The organism is Streptomyces sp. NPDC050560 (assembly GCF_044457285.1).
Taxonomy (GTDB): Bacteria; Actinomycetota; Actinomycetes; order Streptomycetales; family Streptomycetaceae; genus Streptomyces.
In genome coordinates this window covers 356,116-376,673 of record NZ_JBITGT010000008.1, presented here as the reverse complement: position 1 = coordinate 376,673, position 20,558 = coordinate 356,116, and the positions used below count along the sequence as shown (strand labels likewise).

Sequence of the window (20,558 nt, the reverse complement as noted above, 5' to 3'; positions counted from 1 at the left end):
CCGCGCGGCCCTGTCACCGGCCCCGTAAGTCACCGGCCCCGGACGTCGTCAGCCTGTACGACACCGGCCCCGGTGCCCTCGGCCCCGTACCGCCGCCGGACGTCCGCGCGGTGGGCCGCTCAGCGGAGTTCCTTCGGGCAGGGGGTGCCGCGTGGCAGTTGGTAGGGGGCGCCGAGGCGGTAGACGCCGGGTCCTGGGGCGAGGAGTTCCGTCCACTTGTCGCCCGCGCTGTCCTCGTCCGTCTCCATCAGACAGCCGTTGACGTTGTCGAACGCCTTGGGGCTGCCCTCCGGCCTGTCCTTGGACTCCTCGGTCTCCTTCGGCGGTTCGACGCCCTTGCCCTTCGCGTCGACGAGGCCGAGCCAGGGCGAGTACGGCACCCTGATCAGCACCCGGCCGGGGCGCTTCACCTCCACGATCAACTCACCCTGCTCGGCGCGGTCCACCACGGCGGGCGGGTCGGCGAGCGGCACCGGGTCGACGACGGTGAACAACTGCCAGTTGGCGTCGCCCCACAGTTGGCGCAGATAGGGCTGGCCGCGCTGGACCAGCTCGCGCTCGCGCTGGCCGCCGTCGCCGTCGGGGTCGTCCCTGGGCAGCACGACGAAGTGGACGGCCCAGCGGCGCAGCCACTCGTGGTAGTTCGCGGAGTTGAGGGTGTCGTCGTAGAAGAGGGGGTTGCGGGCCATGTCGGCCTGGCGGTTCCAGCCGCGGGCCAGGTTGACGTACGGGGCGAGCGCGGACGCCTCACGGTGGCTGCGCGCCGGGACCACCTCGACCCTTCCGCGCTCGGCGCCCTCGGTCTGGAGCTGGTGGACCAGGGGCGCCAGCTCCCTCGCCCAGGAGGCGGCCGGGGTGGTGTGGACGACGTCGATGGCGGACTTGGCGCCGATCCACACCACGAAGCCGCAGCACAGCACCACGATCGCGTACCACTTGCGGGTCCGCGGCACGGCGAACGGCAGCGCGGCCAGCAGCACCGCGCCGCCGAACAGCATGGCGAGGCGGGTGATGTTGGACCCGACCTGGGAGCTGATCAGCCAGGCGAGCAGCACGGAGAGCGCGTAGACCCCGGAGGTGATACGGACGGTGCGCCACCGCTTGGGCACCAGGAACACACCGGCGACGGCGTAGAGGAAGGGGAGCGAGGCGGAGCCGAACGACATCGGCTGGGTCCCGGCGAACGGGAAGAGCCACGCGGACAGGCCCACCACCACGACGGGCGCGAGGCCCAGCGCGTAGGCGCCGGGGCGCCGCTTCTCCAGGAAGAGGGCGACCGCGACGAGCCCGACGAAGAGGCCCGCGACGGGCGAGGCCGCGGTCGCGAGCGCGGCGAGCGGCGCGGCGGCGACGGCCTTGGCCCAGCGTCTGCGGCGCCAGCGGTGGGGCCAGCAGAAGACGGCGGCCACGGCGGCGAGCCCGAAGAGGGTGCCGAGGCCGAAGGTGACACGGCCCGAGATCGCGTTGCAGAGCAGCCCGAAGACGCCCGCGAGCGCGGCGGGCAGCGGGGTGCGCACCACCCGGCTGCGCACCAGCATCAGGGTGAGCAGCGCCGCGGAGGCGGTGCCCGCGATCATCATCGTGGTGCGCACGCCGAGCAACGACATCAGATACGGCGAGACGACGCTGTACGACACCGGGTGCATGCCGCCGTACCAGGCGAGGTTGTACGCGGAGTCGGGGTGCCGCCCGACGAACTCGGCCCAGGCGTCCTGGGCGGCGAGGTCGCCGCCGCCGTTGGCGAAGGTGAAGAACCAGACCAGGTGGGCGACGGCGGCGGTCACGGTGGCGACGGTGACGGGGTGGTACAGCCGCCGCAGGGCACGCTCCCGGCTGGCCGTCCGTCCGGCGTCCTCGCCGTCGGCCGCGGCGGGCGGCTCGGAGCTGGCCGCGGCGGGCGGTTCGGGGGCGGCGGTGTCCCGGTCCTGGATCTGGCCTGATTCCGTGGGTGGGTCTTGCGGTATTCGGGTGTCGGTGCCCGCCTCCGAGGGCTCGCCGCCACCGTCACGGGACGGGGCGTCCCCGGCGCCGTCCCGGTCGGCGCGCGGGGTCCGTCCGCCGCCCGGCTCGGCGTCGTCGGCCCGCGTCGGCTCCGCAGTGGCCACGGAAAGCTCTCCCCGTTCACTTGGGCCGGGGTCCGGGGATGCGCCCCCGGATTGTCCGGCGTCCTGCCCCGATTTCGCGACGCTAGCACGCCGCCCGCCAGCGGGAACCCGGGTGGGTTCGCGCCGGACGGGCGGTGCGGGCCACGGTGGCCGGAACCGGAAGGGGACCCGGGGTCCGTGTGCCCCGTCGAGGGCGGGTCGGCACGGGCGGGAGCCCGGCCTCAGCCGACATTGGTGAACTTCGCGCCGTAGCCGGGCTCGGCCAGATCCTTCTGTAGCGCGACGGGAACCTTCACGGCGCTGTCGCCGTTTCCGGCGCCCCCGTTGGTGCCGTCGCCGACGGTGAGGGTGCCGACGGCCGTTCCCGCCTTGGCCTTGTGCGGAAGGTCCTCGGCGCCCTCGTCGAGGGTGAGGCGGACGGTGAGGCCCGCCCAGCCGACCGCGGAGACGTCCTTGGTGGCGATGACGGGGGTGTGGCCGCCGACCTTGTCGTCGACATAGCCGACGACGTCGCCCTTTTTCAGGATCGTCTTGGACTTCAGGGCGTCCTGGGCGGCGAGCATGGCCGTCTTGCTGACCGCGTTGACGGTGTCGATGATCGGGGTCTTGTGCTGGCCGAGGATCGCGCCGACGACGGTGACGACGTCGGCGCCGACCTTCTTGGTCGCGGCGAAGACCAGGTTGCCGCCCGCCTTGGTGGTGGTGCCCGTCTTGATGCCGAGGGCGCCGTCGTAGGGAACGAGGCGGTTGTAGTTCTGCCAGGTCTTGCCCGAGGGGTCCTTCCAGCTCGGCAGCTTGGTGATGTCCATGAGCGCCTTCGTCTTCACCAGCTCGTTGGCCAGCCGCACCTGGTCCTCGGCGGTGGACACCGTCGTGGCGTTCAGGCCGGAGGGGTCGGTGTAGGTGGTGTGCTTCATGCCGAGCTTCTTGGCGGTCGCGTTCATCTTCGCCACGAACGCCTTCTCGGAGCCCGCGTCCCAGCGGGCGAGCAGCCGCGCCACGTTGTTCGCGGACGGGATCATGATCGCGGACAGCGCCTGCTGCTCGGTGAGGGTGTCGCCCTCCTTGATGGTGTTGAGGGTGGACTCGCCCTCGGAGTCGAAGCCGCCCTCCTTCTCGGCGGTCGCGTCCACCTTGATCTTCGGCCCCTGCTCGCCCGACTTCAGCGGATGCGACCTGAGGACCAGATAGGCGGTCATGGTCTTGGCCACCGAGCCGATCGGCACGGGCTTCTGCTGCCCGAAGTTGTCCATGGTGCCGAGGCCGGCGACGTCCATCCAGCCCTGCCCCTCGCCGGGCCAGGGCAGCTTGGTCTCGGAGCCGTCGAAGCCGTACTCGGACTGCGCGGTCAGCGTCAGCTCCGGCGTCGGCAGGGGGCGTACGGCCTGCACGACGGCGAACACCACGGCAAGCAGCAGCACGAGCGGCGTCCAGATCTTGACGCGGCGCAGCACCGTGCGCAGCGGTGTCTGCGGGGGCGGCGGGGTATTGGTCAGCTCCGCCAGCAGGTCGAGCGGCGGCAGCGGCGGCACGGGCTGCTGCGTGGTGCGCTCGGCCGGGGGCATGCCGGGGTCGGCCGGCTCCCCGGCCTGGTCGGCGGGCTTGACCTGCTGGTCGAGCGGCTTGAGGGCGACGAACTTGCTGGTGCTCTCCGCCTTGCTGGTGCTCTCCGCCTCGCTCGCACCCGACTCCTTGCCGGGCGCGGCCGCGGGCGCGGGGGCCTCGGCGGCCTCGCCCACCGGCGCGGGCGCACCGGGCTGCGGGGGCACGCCGGACGGCAGGCCCGGCTCCGCCTTCGCGGGCTCCGGCTCGGCCTTCTCGTCCGGCTCGGCCTGTTTGGTGGGGGCGGGCGCCGAGGACGGGGCCTTCAGGGTCGTCGTGGGCTGGTCGGTACGCGACGGCTTTACGGACCTGAAGACCGCGGTGGCCTGATCGACACCCTGCTTGCCACCCGCCTCGGGCTCGGCCGCGTCCGGCTCGGTGTTGTCTGCCTCGGTGTCGTCCGGCTCGGTGTTGTCCGGCTTGGTGTTATCTGCCTCGGTCTTGTCAGGCTCGGTGTTGTCCGGCTCGGCTTCGGCCTTGAGGTCGGCCTTGGGGTCGGCCTTCTTGGAGTCGGCCTTGATATCGGGCTGCTTGGGAGCGGCCTTTTCGGCTTCGTCCGGCTTGGGGTCGGCCTGCTCGGCGTCGGCTTCCCCGGCTTCCTCCCGCTCGGCCTCACCCGGCTCGGGCTCGGCTGCCTCGGCCTCGGCGGGCTGCGCGCCGTCACCACCGGAGGCTTCGCCACCCGGAGCTTCGCCATCGGAGGCGTCGTCGCCGTCGGGGGCGGCATCCCCCACCGCCTCAGGGGCGTCGGCCCCGGCATCCGCGGCGTCCGAGTCACCGGCATCCGAAACAGAAGCGTCAGCACTCGACGAGGAGGCATCGCCATCCGACGCGGCCCCGTCACCATCCGAAGCCGAGTCGTCTCCCCCCGAGGCGGGCGCAGCCCCCCGCGCCCCCGCCTCCTCCGCCGCGTCCCCCTGCGCGGCGGCCGGTTCCGGGGCCTCGTTCGAAACCGGGCGGTCGGTTCCCTCCGCCGGGCCGGAGGGCGGAACCGTACCCTCCGGTACGTCCTTGTCCGAGCCGCCGTCGCCGCCCGCCGGGGCCTCCCCGGCCTCCTCGGCCCCCTCGCGGCCCTCAGCGCCCTCAGGAGCGCCGGGAACATCCCCGGCGGGGGACGCAACCGCGGACGCCTCCTCGGGCGTCTTCCCGGGCGCAGAGGATGTCCGGGAGTCGCCATGGGGCGCCGCGGTGAACACCGCGGTCGGCTGGTCGACCCGGGGCTCCGGCTCGCGCGCCACGGCGAGTCTCGGGTCCGCGGGCTCGGGAGGCGACTGCGGCGCCGGGTCCGCCCCTCCGGCCTCTCCCAACGACCTCCGCCGCTCCGAACCGTCGGGGGACTTGCCCGCCACCGATGCCTCCTCCATGCGCCCTGCGCTCATGCCTCAACAACCGATCGTCGCTCGACCGTCTCGGCCCGTACGGGCCCTGGGGCCGCTGTCCGAACCATGTACCAGTGTCCTGTGTGGGGGGTTGACCCTTGTGCTAGACGAGAACGACATACCTACCGGTTCCCTTACGAAGCGGTCACGCACTCTCGACAGACCAATGTGAGAGGGGTCACCCTGTCATTCATCCACGCGGGGAGGCATGGATGGGCAGGAGCCGCAGAACACTTCCGGAGGAGCTTCTGTTGCTCGCTCTGGACCCGACCACGGGTACCACAGCGCAGCCGCAGTCGCTCGACCTCGGTCTGGCCGGAGCACAGCTAGTGGAGCTGGCGCTGGCCGGACGGATAGCCCCTGACGGGGATCGTATCGCCGTGGTGGTGCCACGGCCGACCGGAGATCCGACACTCGACTGCGCACTGGAGTTGCTGCGAAGGCGTGGCGCCCCGGTGCGTGCCGTGCACTGGATCGGCGGGCCCCGGCTGGGGCTGCGCCAGACGTATCTCTCACACCTGGAACGGTGCGGCATGGTGCATGCCGTGGCGGGCCAGATGTGCGGGGTGCTGCCGACGACTCGCTACCAGGCGACGGACACGGCCATCAGCCGGGAGATCAGAACCCGGCTGGACTCGGCGATCCGTACCGGCGTACCGCCGGACCCACGGACCGCGGCGCTCGCCGCGCTGGCGCACGCCGTCGGCCTCGGCAAGCACCTCTACCCGGGCAACGAGGGGCGCTCGTCGCGCTCCAGGCTCCGGGATCTGATCAGGCACGACCCCATGGGCGGCCTGGTGGCGCACGCCGTCATGGACGTCCAGAACGGGGCCGCGGCACCGCCGCGGCGTGCCGCTCCCGCTCCCGCACCCGCGCCAGCGGGTCGTGGCGGCGGACGGCCCGTGGCGGAGTCCGCGACGAGGATGCCCGTGCCCCAGCGGCGCGGCGCCATGGCGCGGGCGGTGGCCCACTGACGCGCGAGCGTCGCCGCGGGCGTCCACGGACGCGGTGCGGTGTCGTGTGGCAGGAGGACCGAGCAGGACCAGAAGGACCAGTAGGACCGGTTTGACCCAGCAGCACCCAGCATGACCCAGTCGGCTTCTCGGAGAACCGGCACAGCGGTATCCACACAGTCCCGACCCAAGTGGACCGCTACCCGCCGGTTCGCCGAGAAGCCGTGCCATGACCGCACCAGCCGCCGCACCCGGGCGGGAAGACCGCGCCGCCGTCCCAGGACCCGGTACGGGAGCCGCTGGGCCGCGCGGGGCCGTGGGCTGCCCTCGGGCGCCGTCCACGGGCCCGCGCGGCCCGTTTTTCCATGGGGCCCGTCATGCGCGGGGCGCGCGGGTGGCGCGGCCGCCGGTTCCAGCCCCCGGGTGCGCCGTGAACGCGCCGGATATCCGCCGTTTCCCAGCGGTGGAAAGGCCCCGGATGGCACGCTGCTCAGCAGTAGATACGCGAGCACAGGCCGGAGGTGCGCGTTCGTGGCGTCCCATATCAATCCCACCGTCAGACGGCGCCGCCTCGGGCAGGAGCTGCGCCGGCTACGTGAGCTGAAGGGGATGACGGCGGAGGAGGTCGCCGAACGGCTGCTGGTGTCCCAGTCGAAGATCAGCCGGCTGGAGAACGGCAGGCGCAGCATCAGCCAGCGTGACGTGCGTGATCTGTGCGGGGTCTACGAGGTCGACGACCAGCGCATCGTGGAGTCCCTGATGCAGATGGCCAAGGACTCACGGCAGCAGGGCTGGTGGCACTCCTTCGGGGACATCCCGTACAGCGTCTACATCGGCCTGGAGACCGACGCGGCCTCGCTGCGGGTGTACGACCCCCAGGTGGTGCCGGGGCTGTTGCAGACCCCGCAGTACGCGGAGGCGCTGATCGCGGGCGCGCTGCCGGAGACGGCGCAGGCCGACATCGACAAGCGGGTGCAGGTGCGGCTGCGCCGCCAGGAGCGCATCCAGGCGCCGGAGAACCCGCTGCGGCTGTGGACGGTGCTCGACGAGGCGGCGCTGCGCCGGGTGGTCGGGGGGCGCGAGTTGATGCGGGAGCAGCTCGACCACCTGGTCGAGCAGTCGCGGCTGCCGCATGTGACGGTGCAGGTGATCCCCTTCGAGATGGGCGCGCACCCGGGGCTCAACGGCCAGTACGCGATCCTGGAGTTCCCGGAGGCGACCGACTCCAGCGTGGTCTATATCGAGGGTGTGACCAGCGACCTCTATCTGGAGAAGGCGAACGATGTGCAGCGCTACAGCGTGATGTACGAGCACCTGAGGGCGCAGGCGCTGAACGTGGAGCACTCGCGGCGGTTCATCGCGGACATCGCCGAGGAGTACGCGGAGCGGCCGTAGCGGGGAGGGGCGGACGGCCATGGCTCCTGGCGGGGAGGGGCGAGCCGCCGCGGGCAGGGGGCGTGCAAGCGCGGCGGATGCGCGCCCCGGCGTGCCGTGCGCCGGTGCGGCCGGCGGAGTTCAGCCCAAATAGGGTCCGGGCGGACAGGAGTTACACTTTCACCCAATAGGGTCGAGGGTTCTTTTTCGCGGCACTCTTCGCGAACAACTCATACGGGAAGGGCGCTGTACATTACACCTGCGCCAGTTCCGGCGGAAGACTCATCTGGAATATGCCATCCGACCGAGTGAATGCCCGGTTCGTCCCGGGGTGTTGGCGAGTACCGTCGCTTGCGCCAGCGGACACGTTGGCCCCCATGGTCTCGCACCGCCGTCATCGGCCGCCCGAGCGCAGCGGCGCCCGATCGTTCCGGCGTGCGGTCGCGGCATGACCGATTCCGATGACTGTCTGAACCGGAGCAGAAGACATGGCAATTCAGCAGGGCGCCACGCATGAGTGGACCAAGTCCTCGCATTCCACGGGGAACGGGGCTTGTGTCGAGATCAAGTCCCCCCTCTTCGACCTGATCGCGGTAAGGGACTCCAAGGTGCCGGGCGGAGCGGCGCTCGGCTTCGCGCCGGGCTCCTGGCGGACGTTCGTGACCGACGTGCGCCGGGACGGCGGGGTGCACGCCTGACGCAGCCCCGATCCCCCGCTTGAGCCCTCTCGACTGGCATCGCCGTCCCGGCCGAGGGGGCTCGACCATGCCGGGACCACGCCGCGCCCGACCGCCACCGCGGCAACTCCCGCGGGCGGTAGGCACGTCCGTCGTGGGCGGTGGGCGCACGCGTCCGCCGCCCACGCCCGACGGGGCCTCCCGGGGCGTTCAGGTCCATGACCGGCGGTGGCCGGAATCCCGTGGGCCGCAGCAGGGCACAACGGCGGTGTACGACCGCCCGAAGGGCCGCGCAACCCCTGCCGCTTTACGCCTCCTTGGGCGCTTCCTTGCCGCTTTCTGGCGCGTTCCCGCGCCCGTGGCACCGCCCGGAACACCCGGTGGCCCACCCGCTGTTGGCGCCCTCTCCCCACCTCCCGGCCGCCCGACGACATCCCCGTTGGTTCGACCCGTCGCACCAACGCCCGCCTCAGCAGCCGTTTCCGGCCGGAGGGGGGCCGCCGGTCCCGCCGCGCGGGACCCGCATCCCGAACGGCCTTGAGCATGCGCGCCCCAGGGACGCGCCCGCCGACAAAGCACCTGCTCAATGGTCTTGTCCATGCCAACGTCGCAACAACCGTTCGCATAGTCAAGAGAACGCAAAAATGTTCCCGATACTGATCCCTGTTCATATCCATGACCAATATGCCCTTGACCGACTCCCGCGCACGGCGGTTCAATCCCCCGAGCCCCTCCCGCACGGGCTGCCGACCTGGGGACCTCCCGGAACGCGCCGTGGGCCCCGCCGCCGAAGTGCCAGCACCCGTACGAGGAAAACCAGCAGGCGGACCCCTGGAGGGGGCACATGAACAGTTTCGACTGGATCGTGCTCATCGCGTACTTCGGCGTGATGGCGGCGATCGGCGTCTGGTCCCACCGCCGCGTGAGCGACGTGGGCGACTACTTCACCGCGGGCGGCAAGATGCCCTGGTGGCTGTCCGGGGTCTCGCACCACATGTCGGGCTACAGCGCGGTCATGTTCACCGGATACGCCGGCATCGCCTACCAGTACGGGTTCACTTCGTTCGCCACTTGGTCGTTCCCGATCGCCATCGGCGTGGCGATAGGCATCAAACTGTTCGCACCGCGGCTCAACCGGCTGCGCTCCCGTCTCGGGGTGGCGTCACCGCTCGAATACCTCAAGAACCGCTACAACGTCGCCACCCAGCAGGCGCTCGCCGCCTCCGGCGTGCTGCTGAAGATCGTGGACGTGGGCGCCAAGTGGGCCGCGATCGCGACCCTGCTGTCCGTGTTCACCGGCCTCTCGCTCAACCAGGGCATCCTGCTCACCGGCGCGGTCACCGCGGTGTACTGCACCATCGGCGGCCTGTGGGCCGACGCGCTCACCGAGATGGGGCAGTTCATCATCCAGTTCGTCGCCGGGATCGCGATGCTGGTGGCGGTGCTGCTCGAACTGGGCGGCTCCAGCCTGTGGGGCATCTGGGACGACCTGCCCGCCAGCCACTCCCACCCCACCACGGGCCCGTACACCGTGACGTTCCTCGTGACGTTCGTCTTCATCAAGACCTTCGAGTACAACGGCGGCATGTGGAACCAGGCCCAGCGCTACATGGCCACCCCGAGCGCGCGGGAGGCGTCCAAGTCCGCGACGCTGTCCGCGGTGCTGTGGCTGATCTGGCCCACCGTGCTGTTCTTCCCGATGTGGGCGGCGCCGCTGCTGGTGCACGCCGAGAAGCCGGACGCGTCCGACTCCTACGCGCTGCTGACGGAGCGGCTGCTGCCGCACGGCCTGCTCGGCCTCGTCGTCGTCGGCTTCTTCTCGCACACCATGGCCATGTGCTCCTCCGACGCCAACGCCATCTCGGCCGTGTTCACCCGTGACATCCTGCCCGCGTTCAGCAGGAAGGCCAGGCACTGGCAGCACCGGGTGGGGCTGATCGCGGCCCGCTGGACCACCATCGCCTTCCTGGCGCTGTCCATGGCCGTCGCCACCCAGGTCAACTCGCCCACGTTCGACAACATCATCTCCGTGGTGATCAAGTGGGTCGCGGGGCTCATGGGCCCGATCGCCATCCCGTTCATGCTCGGCATGCTGTGGGCCTTCCGGCGCTCCGGGCCGACCGCGGCCCTGGTGTCGTGGGCGCTCGGCCTGTTCGCGTTCTGGCTGACGAACTACGGCATCGACGGCCTGAGCACCCAGATACAGACCGTCACCCCGATCGCCACCTCGCTGGTCCTCTACATCCTGATCGGGTTCATCAAGCCGGAGCCGAGCGACGTACGCGACGCCATCCTGACCCGGGTCAACAACGACGACGACGCCGCTGCCGCGGTGCCCACCCAGGCCCCCGCGGACACCGAGGTCGAGTCCCTCGGCAGCAGCGGCACCGGCGTCAAGGACTGAGACCGGACACGCACACCCGACGCCGCGCCGTCCAACTGCATCGGCGAAGGGCAGTTGGACGGCACCGGCACGCCCGCGCGCCCCAGGCCATCACGCCCCCGCCACGCCCGCGGGCCGCAAACCACCACGCCCCCGTCACGCCCCGCGCGCCGCAGGCCCTCACGCCCGGGGGTAGCGGGCCAGCCACGCCCCGGACGCCTGGGCGGGGCCGTGCAGCGCGGGGCCCTGTGTCATCTCCATGGCGAAGTCGTCGGCGAGTTGCAGCACCGTGGGACGGCCCTCGACCTCCGCGAGCCACGCGGGCGGCAGCGCCGTCTCGCCGTGCAGCGCGCCCAGCAGCGCCCCGGCGAGGGCGCCGCAGGACGCCGAGTCGCCGCCGTGGTTGACGGCGAGCGCGAGGCCGTGCCGGATGTCGTCGCCCACCAGCGCGCAGTAGACCGCCGCCGCGAGGGCGCCCTCGGCGCCGCCGCCGAGCGCGAGTTCCTCCACCCGGGCCGGGGTCGGCATGCCCTGCCGCACCGCGCCCAGCGCGTGCTGGAGGGCGTCCGTGACGTCCTGGTGGCCCTGGCGGGCCGCGAGCAGCGCCAGGGCGCGCTGCACCGCCCCGTCCATGCCCTCGCCGCGCGCGAGACCGTGCACGATCACCGCGTGCGCGCCCGCCGCCAGATACGCGGCCGGATGGCCGTGCGTCTGGACGGCGCACTCCACCGCCAACTGCGCCACCAACTGCGGCTCCCAGCCCACCAGCAGCCCGAAGGGCGCCGATCTGACGGCCGCCGCGGGGCCCCGCTCCCCCGGGTTCTTCGGCGCGTCCATGGTGCCCATGGTGGAGTCGCCGAAGCCCGTGAGGCAGGCGCGCAGCGGGCCCCTGCGCGCGTACAGCCACTCCTCGCGGGCCAGCCACCCGTCCTCGGCGCGGCGTTCGTCGGGACCCCAGTCGAACTGGGTGGCCGACCAGCGGCGGTAGGCGCGGTGCAGGTCGGTCGGCGGGTGCCAGGCCCCGGTGTCCCTGCGCACCTGCGCCCTGATGAGGCCGTCCACGGTGAACAGGATGAGCTGGGTGCAGGACGTGACCGCGCCGCGGCCCGCGGGGCCCTCCGCGAAGGCGGTGACGCCGCCCGCGCCGTGGCGGGCGCGGATGTCATCGAGCGTCAGCGGGGCGACGGGTGCGCCCAGCGCGTCCCCGATCGCGGCGCCGAGCAGGGTGCCGCGCACCCTGCTGCGGAAGTCCTGCTGTTCGGCACGGCCCCAGACCGGGGCGGCACCTGTGCTCACGGGCCCTCCCCGCGCTGTCGGTACCTGCACTGTGGGAACCTCCTGAGCGGACAGGACCGGCGACCCCGCAGCACTGTAATCGAACGGAGACCGTCCCTCACCGGCGCCAGGGCGCACGCCCGCGCGCCCCGTGTCCGGTTCAGGACACCCGTTCACGCCCCCCGTGCACCGCACGCGCCGCCCGCGCCTGTACCGGGCCCCATGCGCTCTGAGTAGCCGTACTCATCCGCCGCGGCCACGCCCGCTCCTAGCCTGGTCAGGCAGCGTGAGCGCATCCAGTGCTGAGGGGGCGGGCATGTCGGGGCGACGTACGGGCTGGGCGATGGCGGTGCCGCTTGTCCTGCTGCTGGCGAGCGGCTGCGCGACCACCACCAAGGCGGACCGCAGGGCGGCCAGAGAACTGGCCGAGAAGGTGTACCCGGGCGAGTTGCGCGTGGTGCGGGCCGGGACGCTCTTCCCCGAGACCTCGGGCTCCGAGGTCACCTTCGCGCTGCGGGACGACCCGGACGCGGCCGTGGTGCTCCGGATGGACGCCAAGCGCGACGACTGCGGCGGCGAGCCCTGCGAGGAGGCGCTGCGCTCGGCCAGGGACAGCGGCGAGCGCGCCGCGGCCGACTGGCGCGCGCTGGACACGGCCTTCGCGGGCTGCGGCCACCGGGTCCTCGGGGTCACGGCCGCGGGCGGCTCCGTGTCGGAGCCCTGGATAGCGGCGCCGCTCACCAACGACACCGCGACGGCCGCCCTCACCGAGGTCGGCGCCTGCCTCCAGGCGTGGGCCCGCGCGCTGCCGGGCGACGGGGAGGCGGGCCGCCGTACCGGGATGTCCGTTCATATCGTCGCGCCCGAGCACGCCCGGGGGCTGCCCGGGGGCCGCGACGGCGATCCGACCGTGCTGCGGATGTCCTCACGGCGGCTCCTGGCGGCACTGTCCAAGCACACGTTCCACACCGCGAGCTTCCGCTGGCACGGCGACACGCCCGTGCCGGGCAGCGGGCAGCTCGTGCGCACCCAGCCGTTCGAGGAGGGGCAGCGCTTCGCCGACCGCGCGCGGGGGTCGGTGGCGGCCTGGCTCGCCGCGGAACATCCGGACGCCGCCGTGGTCGACGCCTGGAGCGGCGTCTGGCACCTGGCCCCCGGGCGCGTGGACAGGCTGCGCGGATACGTCCTCTTCTGCGCGGGCAAACCCGCCGCGGGCCAACGGTGTTACGGCGACAGGGCCGCGCTGGTGACGGTCGACCCGCAGGGGCGGCTGCGCGGGACGCCCGCCGTGCTGGACGGCATCAGGGACGAGCGCGGGGCGCTGCGGCTGCCGCCGCTGCCGGAGGCGGAGGGCCCGCCCGCACGGGACACGTACGGCTGAGGCTCACAGGCACGCGGGGCCCGCCCAGGTGTTCCTGCCGAGCGCGTGCGGCGCGTCCCCCGATCAGCGCCTGGAGGGATGCCCGCGCCGCGCCGTCCGCCAGGTGCCCCGCCCCGTGATCAGCCCCGTGGTCCGACCGGCGCCGCCCCAGGCGTCAGTCGCCGCCGGGGCCGTACGTGTGCGGTCCGCCGCCGCGCCACTCCACCCAGTCCGGGTCGTCGATGATGGTGTCCGCGTCCGGCAGGCCGGCCCTGCGCAGGAACTCCAGCAGGTCGGCATCGCTGTGCGCGAGCCCGAGTATCTGGCCGCGCGCGGTCACGCGCCGCCCGCCCGACGGGCTCGGCTGGTGTACGACTATCGGTGCATCCGCCACCCCTCCACCCTCCGTCACTCCCGGCCCGAATGCATCCCGCCGGAGCACGGAAACCCCCGGCGTGTCGTGCCGCGGCACGGCGGGCGCGGCCCCGCGTGGCGGCCGCGCCCGCCGCGCCGCGGCCGGTCAGTCGAGGACCGGCAGCAGCGCGGGGAGGTGCCCGTCGGAGGCGGCAGCGGCGGCGGTCCGCTCCTCGGGGACCTCCCCGTACAGCGTCGTACGGGGCCTGGCGGGGCGGCCCGCGGCCTCGGCGATCGCGACGAGGTCGCGCACCGAGCGGTAGGAGCCGTAGGAGGAACCCGCCATTCGGGAGATGGTCTCCTCCATCAGGGTGCCGCCGAGGTCGTTGGCGCCGGAGCGCAGCATCTCGGCGGCGCCCTCGGCGCCGAGCTTGACCCAGCTCGTCTGGATGTTGGTGATGTACGGGTGCAGCAGCAGCCGGGCCATGGCGGTGACCGCCCTGTTGTCCCTGAGGGTGGGTCCCGGGCGGGCGATGCCCGCCAGGTAGACGGGCGCGTTGGTGTGGATGAACGGCAGGGTGACGAACTCGGTGAAGCCGTCGACGCCGTTCTCCAGCGCGGTGCGCTGCACGTCGGTCAGGGTGCGGAAGTGGCCGAGCCAGTGCCGTGGCTGGTCCACGTGCCCGTACATCATCGTGGAGGAGGTGCGCAGGCCCAGGGCGTGGGCGGTGGTGATGACGTCGATCCAGGACGCGGCGGGCAGCTTGCCCTTGGTGAGGACCCAGCGGACCTCGTCGTCGAGGATCTCGGCGGCGGTACCCGGCAGCGAGCCGAGGCCCGCCTCCTTGGCGGCGAGGAGCCAGTCCCTGACGGACATCCCGGTGCGCGAGGCCCCGTTGACGACCTCCATCGGGGAGAACGCGTGCACATGCATGCCCGGCACCCGCTCCCTGACGGCGCGGGCGATGTCGAAGTAGGCGGTGCCCGGCAGGTCGGGGTGGATGCCGCCCTGCATGCACACCTCGACGGCGCCGACGTCCCACGCCTGCGCGGCCCGGTCGGCGACCTGGTCGAGGGAGAGGGTGTAGGCGTCGGCGTCGGTGCGGCGCTGCGCGAAGGCGCAGAAGCGGCAGCCGGTGTAGCAGACGTTGGTGAAGTTGATGTTGCGGGTGACGATGTACGTGACGTCGTCGCCGACGGTGCTGCGGCGCAGGTCGTCGGCGACCCGGCAGAGCGCGTCGAGCGCGGGCCCCTCGGCGTGCAGCAGGGCCAGGGCCTGGTCGTCGGTGAGCAGGGTGGGGTCGTCGGCGGCCTGCCGCAGCGCGGCGCGGGTGTCGCCGCCGATGCGCTCGGGCGCCATGCCGGGGGCGGCCATCTCGCGCAGCGCGTCCCAGTCGCCGTAGACGGCGTCGAAGTCGCCCCTGCGGTCCCCGGTGCGGCCCTCGGTGTCGATGGTGCGGTGCAGATCGGTGCGGCCGGTGGCGGTGAACGCCTCGTCGGGCTCCTGCCAGGGCAGCCCCTCGGGGCGCGCGTCCTCGCGGGCGAGCGCCGTGTCGGGGTCGGCGAGCGCGCGCACGTGCGGCAGCAGCCTGGGGTCGAGCCAGGGCTCGCCGCGGGTGATGAACTCCGGGTAGACGGTCAGGCGCTCGCGCAGCGTGAAGCCCGCGTCGGCGGTGCGGGCGGCGAGTTCGTCGATCTGGGGCCAGGGCCGCTCGGGGTTGACGTGGTCGGGGGTGAGCGGGGACACGCCGCCCCAGTCGTCGATGCCGGCGTCGATGAGCAGCGCGTACTCGGCGTCGACGAGGTTCGGCGGGGCCTGGATGCGGGCGGCGGGCCCGAGGATGTGCCGGGCGACGGCGATACAGGCGGCCAGTTCCGCGATCTCGGCGTCGGGCATGCCGCGCATCGCGGTGTCCGGCTTGGCGCGGAAGTTCTGCACGATGACTTCCTGCACGCCGCGGTACGTGCGCATGACCCGGCGCAGCTCGAAGAGGGCGTCCGCGCGCTCCTCGTAGGTCTCGCCGATGCCGATGAGGACGCCGGTGGTGAAGGGCACGCTGGAGCGGCCGGCGTCGTCGAGCACCCGCAGCCGCACGGCGGGTTCCTTGTCAGGGGAGCCGTGGTGGGGGCCGCCGCGCTCGGACCAGAGGCGGGTGGCGGTGGTCTCCAGCATCATCCCCATGGACGGGGCGACGGGCTTGAGGCGCTGGAGGTCGGACCAGGAGAGCACGCCGGGGTTGAGGTGTGGCAGCAGGCCCGTCTCCTCCAGGACGCGTACGGCCATCGCGCGCACATAGGCGAGGGTGTCGTCGAAGCCGTGCGCGTCCAGCCACTCGCGGGCCTCGGGCCAGCGGTCCTCGGGCCGGTCGCCGAGGGTGAACAGGGCCTCCTTGCAGCCGAGCGCGGCGCCGCGGCGCGCGATGTCGAGGACCTCGTCGGGGGACAGGTACATGCCGTGCCCCTCGGACCTGAGCCTGCCGGGCACCGTGACGAAGGTGCAGTAGTGGCAGCGGTCCCGGCAGAGCCGGGTGAGGGGGATGAAGACCTTCTTCGAGTACGTGATGACGCCGGGCCTTCCGGCCTGGGCGAGTCCCGCGTCGCGCACGCGGGCGGCGGACGCGGTGAGTTCCCTGAGGTCGTCGCCGCGCACCCGCAGCAGTACTGCCGCCTCGGCGCGGTCGAGCGCGACGCCGTCCCGCGCCCGCCGCAGCGCCCGCCGCACGGCGTTGGCGGTGGGAGCGGCCTCGTGGGCGGTGGGCTTCTCGGGGTCGTTGTCGGTCATGAAACGAGCTTACGAGGCCGTACGCGCGGCCCCCGCGGCCCGTCCCGTCCCGGACATATGCGGACGTGGGGCTTCCGCCGCCGGGCGGCCGACGCGGCCCCGGCGGGAGGGCGGGGCGGCTACTTCGGGACCCACTGGGCCGCGGTGGTGACGAAGTCGGTGAGGCCGTCGTCCTCCTTGTGCGGGGTGACGCCGTCGATCCAGAGGAGGACCAGCGTCCTGTTCTTCAGCTCGACGCAGACGCCGGTGCCCTTCTTCAGCGTGCCGCCCTTCTGGATGTCGCCGACGGACACCTTGGCGGGGAGGTTGCCCGAGGCGGCCGCCCTGCGGCACTGCTCGGGGGAGGGGGACCTGTCGTCGATCGTGCCCCAACGGCCGCGGTTGTCGAGGAGTTTCAGGCCGCTGGTGGGTCCCGCGCCGCCCGACTCGCCCCACTCCCCCAGGCCCGAGCTGTCGGAGCAGTCCGCGTACCGCAGGTCGTAGGCGTCGTCGACGTCGGCGTCCGTCTGGTCCGGCTGCTGCGAGGACACCTTGAGGGCGTCGAGGTCGACGTAGACGCTCCCCGCCAGCTTGCCGGATATCTGGTTGCTGACGCAGGCGCCCGCGTCGACGTAGGTCCCGGAGTCGTAGGAGGGCGCCGGGATCGTCAGCGGTACGTCGCTCTGCTTGACCGCATAGCCGGGCGACCCGGAGACACGGCCACCGCCGCCTCCGCTCGCGTCGTCGCGCAGCCGTTCGGCGAGCAGCGCGCCGCCCACGCCGACGGCCACCGCCGCGAGCAGCGCCACGGGCACGCGCCAGCCGACGCGGCGGGGCGCCGCGGGCGGTGCCGCGTCCACGCGGTCCTCTTCCGTCGCGGGGGACGGCGGCAGGGGCGGCCGCTGCGGCGGCACGGGCGCCGACGGCCCGGACCCGGCCGGTGGCGGCGCCTCAAGCGCCGTCGCCTCCCGCGCCAGCGACTCGGGCAGCCACCAGCCCTCGCGCCGCACCAGGTCGACGTTCCTGGCATCCGCGAGACGGCGGCACTCCTCGACGACCTCGCCCGGCAGCGGCCGCCGCGCGGGGTCCTTGAGGAGGCAGCGCGCGACCAGCGGGCGCAGCTCGGGCGGGCACGCGGTCAGGTCGGGCTCCTGGGTCACGATGCGAAAGAGCAGGGCGTGCCCGTTGCTGTCGCCGAACGGATGGCCCCCGGTGGCCGCGAAGAAGGCGACGAGGCCGAGCGCGAACACGTCGAGCGGGGCGCCCGCGGCCCGGCCCTCCGCCTGCTCGGGCGACATGTAGGCGGGGGTGCCGAGCCGTACGTCGGTCCCGGTGAGCGCGGTGGCGTCGGCGGCGCGCGCGATGCCGAAGTCGATGACGCGGGGGCCGTCGGAGGCCAGCAGCACGTTGGACGGCTTCAGGTCGCGGTGGACCACCCCGGCGGCGTGCACCGACTGGAGGGCCTCGGCGATGCCCGCGGTCAGCGTCAGCAGGGTGTCGGGCGGCAGCGGCCCATGGGTGGCGACGGCGTTGGACAGCGCGGGCCCCGGCACGTAGGCGCTGGCGAGCCAGGGCTGCTCGCCCTCGGTGTTGCTGTCCAGCACGGCCGCGGTGTACGCGCCCTGCACCCGCCCGGCCGCGGCCACCTCGCGGGCGAAGCGGCGGCGGAACTCCGGGTCGGCCGCGAACTCCTGCCTGATCACCTTCAGCGCGACCCGCTGCCCGCCCCTGGTGTGCGACAGGTAGACGGTGCCCATGCCGCCCGAGCCCAGCCTGCCGCGCAGCCGGTAGCCGGATATCTCGTCCGGGTCGCCGGGCAGCAGTGGCCTGATCACGGTCGCGGTCATACGGGCACGCCCCCCCGGTGCTCGGTCCCCTGTCACGGCGCGGGCCCGGAGCGGGCGGGCGCACGGCGCACCAATCTACGGCCGCGGTGCGCGTACCGTACCGGTTCTTTTCACCCCGGTGTCCCCACGGCGTGCACGGGGTGGAGGGTGTGGGGGGCGTGGAAGGGGCCGTTCCCCCCACGCACACGCAATCGCCACGACAGTCGGCGCGTCTCCTCCACCAACCGTCGACGATCACCTGATATCCCTGGTTCCACACGGCTCGCGCACACCCGCCCGGGTGAACCGGGGCACCGCCGCCCGCCGACCACGGGAGACCTGCCCCGCCCCCTTCCGAGCAGTGCAGGAGGGGGAGCGGGTCGCGGCCGTTCGACGGATCAGATGGGGTGAAGGGCCTATTTCCGGACAACACAAGACGAGAAGACGGTGGATCGCCGCCTGCGCCGCGGGCACCGCGCTGGCCGCCGGCGCCTTCGTACTGCTGCCGAACGCCAACGCGGACGAGGGCCCCTCGGGCGTCCAGGGCGACTTCGCGAAGGCCGCCGCCGAGTACGGGGTGCCCGAGTCGGTGCTGCTCGGCCTCGCGCACGAGGAGTCGGGCTGGGTGGCCCACAAGGGCTACAGCGCGGACGGCGGCTGGGGCCTGATGAACCTCACCGACGTCACCCCCGCGATGGTCGCGAAGGGGCCCGCGGGCACCGCGGGCCGCGCCGACGCGGACAAGGCCGCGGCCCGGCCCTCCGCGCACACGCTGCGCACCGCGGCCGGGCTGACCGGCCTGTCGGCCGACGAACTGCGCACGGACACCCGGGCCAACATCCGCGGCGGCGCCGCGCTGCTCGCCTCCTACCAGAAGCAGTTGGGGCACGCCACCAGCGACGACCCGGCCGACTGGACGGGCGCGCTCGCCAAGTACAGCGGGCGCTCCGACCGGAAGTCCGCCGCCTCGTTCGTGCGGGGCGTGTTCGACACCCTCAGGAAGGGCGACCGGCTGCGCGCCGGGGGCGACGGATCGGTGTCGCTGTCCGCGGCCCCGTCCGCGAAGCCCGCGGACAAGCAGTTGGACACGATGGGCCTGCGGGCCCCGGCCGCGGCGCCCGCCGCCGACTGCCCGTCCGACATGAGCTGCGACTTCGTGCCCGCGGCCGCGGAGAACTACCAGGCGGCGCACCGCCCCGCCAACGGTGTGAAGATCAGCGAGATCGTGATCCACACCACCGAGGAGTCCTACGAGGACACCATCAAGGGCTTCCAGACGCCGGGTCAGGCGTCCGCCCAGTACGTGATGCGCTCCTCGGACGGCGCCGTGACGCAGATGGTCGCGAACACCGACGTCGCGTTCGGCGACGGCAACTACTGGAGCAATCTGCACTCCGTCCAGATCGAGCACGAGGGCTACTCGGCCCGCGGCGCCGACTGGTACTCGGACGCGGCCTACCAGCAGACCGCCGACCTGGTGAAGTACCTCGCCGACAAGTACGGCGTACCGCTCGACAGGCAGCACGTCGTCGGCCACGACAACGTTCCGGCGCCGACCGACGACGGGATCGCCGACCAGCACTGGGACCCGGGCTACGCCTGGGACTGGGCCCGCTTCATGACGATGCTGGGTGCCCCGGCCGCCGAGGGCGCGCACGGCGTCGGCGAAACCGGCACCGCGGTGACCATCGCGCCCGGGTTCGACGACAACGAGCAGACGTACACCGTCTGCCCCGAGGACGACCCGACCGGCGCCACCACCGAGTGCGGGCCGCTGAGCGGCCCCTCCAACTCGCTGTTCGTGCGCAGCGCGCCCGCCGACGACGCGCCGCTGCTGCTCGACCCGACGGTGCACCCGGACGCCGACGCGGGCACCGACCGCGTCAACGACTGGACCACCACCGTCCAGGAGGGCCAGCAGTTCGTGGTGGCGGGACAGGACGGCGACTGGACGGCGATCTGGTTCGACGGCCAGAAGGGCTGGTTCAAGAACCCGGGCGGGAAGAACACCGTCCCCGCGCCCGACGCCCGTATCGTCACCGCCGCGGGCGACGACCCCGCGCCGGTGTACGGCACCGCGTACCCGGAGGCTTCCGAGTACCCCGACGGGCTCTCGCCCTCCGCCCAGAAGCCGCTGACCGCGAAGAACTACGCCATCCCCACGGGGCAGGCGTACGTGGCGGCGCAGCCGCCCGCGCAGGCGGACGACTTCTTCCCGGCGAACGACACCAGGGAGGAGACGGTGGTGCCCGGGGCCGCGACGTACTACACGGTCCAGTTCAACCACCGCTACATCCAGGTCGACGCGGCCGACGTCACCGCGACAGGCGGCAACTGACACCGCAGCGCCGCGGCCCCCGGGGGCCGCGCGCCACGGCGTGAACGGGCCCGTCCCTCCCCGCGCGGGAGGGGCGGGCCCGCGCCGTCTCGCCCCGCCCCCTTCCGTTCCCTCCCCGTTCACGGCTCACTACCAAGGTGGCCGTGACAGGTCACCCTCAACTCTCCAAGG

At 73.1% G+C, this 20,558-nt stretch carries 12 protein-coding genes; 6 read left to right on the top strand and 6 right to left on the bottom strand.

Features of this window, described 5'->3' with window-relative positions:
* Positions 1–119 precede the first annotated feature (119 nt).
* Together ACIBIW_RS20925 and ACIBIW_RS20920 are read right to left on the bottom strand one after the other, a co-directional pair.
* Positions 120–2,105, bottom strand: a complete 1,986-nt coding sequence (locus tag ACIBIW_RS20925) for an MFS transporter (protein ID WP_399338233.1) — start codon at positions 2,103–2,105, stop codon at positions 120–122.
* 221 nt (positions 2,106–2,326) lie between these two features.
* Positions 2,327–5,071 (bottom strand): D-alanyl-D-alanine carboxypeptidase, encoded by a 2,745-nt coding sequence (locus ACIBIW_RS20920; protein WP_399338415.1) that lies wholly within the window; start codon positions 5,069–5,071, stop codon positions 2,327–2,329.
* 227 nt (positions 5,072–5,298) lie between these two features.
* Between ACIBIW_RS20920 and ACIBIW_RS20915 the strand changes: the two genes are divergently transcribed.
* The 4 genes from ACIBIW_RS20915 to ACIBIW_RS20900 all read left to right on the top strand — a co-directional run bounded on the left by ACIBIW_RS20915 (position 5,299) and on the right by ACIBIW_RS20900 (position 10,494).
* Entirely contained in the window at positions 5,299–6,060 is a 762-nt protein-coding gene (locus ACIBIW_RS20915) for a GPP34 family phosphoprotein (protein ID WP_399338231.1), read from the top strand.
* A gap of 510 nt (positions 6,061–6,570) precedes the next feature.
* Positions 6,571–7,434: a helix-turn-helix domain-containing protein gene (locus ACIBIW_RS20910; RefSeq protein ID WP_399338229.1), complete on the top strand. Its 864-nt coding sequence runs from the start codon at positions 6,571–6,573 to the stop codon at positions 7,432–7,434.
* 467 nt (positions 7,435–7,901) lie between these two features.
* A complete protein-coding gene (locus ACIBIW_RS20905; RefSeq protein ID WP_399338227.1) occupies positions 7,902–8,111 on the top strand; it encodes a DUF397 domain-containing protein in 210 nt (69 codons plus the stop codon).
* A gap of 823 nt (positions 8,112–8,934) precedes the next feature.
* Positions 8,935–10,494: a sodium:solute symporter family protein gene (locus tag ACIBIW_RS20900; RefSeq protein WP_399338225.1), complete on the top strand. Its 1,560-nt coding sequence runs from the start codon at positions 8,935–8,937 to the stop codon at positions 10,492–10,494.
* A gap of 159 nt (positions 10,495–10,653) precedes the next feature.
* Here the strand turns inward: ACIBIW_RS20900 and ACIBIW_RS20895 are convergent, their stop codons facing one another.
* Positions 10,654–11,769, bottom strand: coding sequence for an ADP-ribosylglycohydrolase family protein (locus ACIBIW_RS20895; RefSeq protein WP_399338223.1), 1,116 nt, complete (start codon positions 11,767–11,769; stop codon positions 10,654–10,656).
* 295 nt (positions 11,770–12,064) lie between these two features.
* On the opposite strand from ACIBIW_RS20895, the gene ACIBIW_RS20890 reads away from it, so the two are divergent.
* Positions 12,065–13,129 carry an SCO7460 family lipoprotein gene (locus tag ACIBIW_RS20890; RefSeq protein WP_399338221.1) on the top strand — a complete coding sequence of 355 codons (1,065 nt, stop codon included), beginning with the start codon at positions 12,065–12,067 and terminating at the stop codon, positions 13,127–13,129.
* 154 nt (positions 13,130–13,283) lie between these two features.
* Here ACIBIW_RS20890 and ACIBIW_RS20885 read toward each other — a convergent pair whose 3' ends face one another.
* The 3 genes from ACIBIW_RS20885 to ACIBIW_RS20875 form a co-directional block, all read right to left on the bottom strand.
* A complete protein-coding gene (locus tag ACIBIW_RS20885; protein WP_399338219.1) occupies positions 13,284–13,502 on the bottom strand; it encodes a hypothetical protein in 219 nt (72 codons plus the stop codon).
* 126 nt (positions 13,503–13,628) lie between these two features.
* Entirely contained in the window at positions 13,629–16,244 is a 2,616-nt protein-coding gene (locus tag ACIBIW_RS20880) for a bifunctional FO biosynthesis protein CofGH (protein WP_399338217.1), read from the bottom strand.
* A 119-nt stretch (positions 16,245–16,363) separates the two neighbouring features.
* On the bottom strand, positions 16,364–18,070 hold the full coding sequence (locus ACIBIW_RS20875) for a serine/threonine-protein kinase (protein WP_399338215.1): 1,707 nt from the start codon (positions 18,068–18,070) through the stop codon (positions 16,364–16,366).
* A gap of 340 nt (positions 18,071–18,410) precedes the next feature.
* On the opposite strand from ACIBIW_RS20875, the gene ACIBIW_RS20870 reads away from it, so the two are divergent.
* The gene (locus ACIBIW_RS20870) at positions 18,411–20,387 is read left to right on the top strand and encodes an N-acetylmuramoyl-L-alanine amidase (protein ID WP_399338212.1); all 1,977 of its coding nucleotides are present in this window, start codon (positions 18,411–18,413) and stop codon (positions 20,385–20,387) included.
* Positions 20,388–20,558: the final 171 nt, after the last annotated feature.

Excerpts from the sequence above, each read along its gene's own strand:
- ACIBIW_RS20920 (WP_399338415.1), bottom strand. The coding sequence starts at position 5,071 with ATGGAGGAGGCATCGGTGGCGGGCAAGTCCCCCGACGGTTCGGAGCGG.
- ACIBIW_RS20915 (WP_399338231.1), top strand. The coding sequence starts at position 5,299 with ATGGGCAGGAGCCGCAGAACACTTCCGGAGGAGCTTCTGTTGCTCGCT.
- ACIBIW_RS20905 (WP_399338227.1), top strand. The coding sequence starts at position 7,902 with ATGGCAATTCAGCAGGGCGCCACGCATGAGTGGACCAAGTCCTCGCAT.
- ACIBIW_RS20900 (WP_399338225.1), top strand. The coding sequence starts at position 8,935 with ATGAACAGTTTCGACTGGATCGTGCTCATCGCGTACTTCGGCGTGATG.
- ACIBIW_RS20890 (WP_399338221.1), top strand. The coding sequence starts at position 12,065 with ATGTCGGGGCGACGTACGGGCTGGGCGATGGCGGTGCCGCTTGTCCTG.
- ACIBIW_RS20880 (WP_399338217.1), bottom strand. The coding sequence starts at position 16,244 with ATGACCGACAACGACCCCGAGAAGCCCACCGCCCACGAGGCCGCTCCC.
- ACIBIW_RS20875 (WP_399338215.1), bottom strand. The coding sequence starts at position 18,070 with ATGACCGCGACCGTGATCAGGCCACTGCTGCCCGGCGACCCGGACGAG.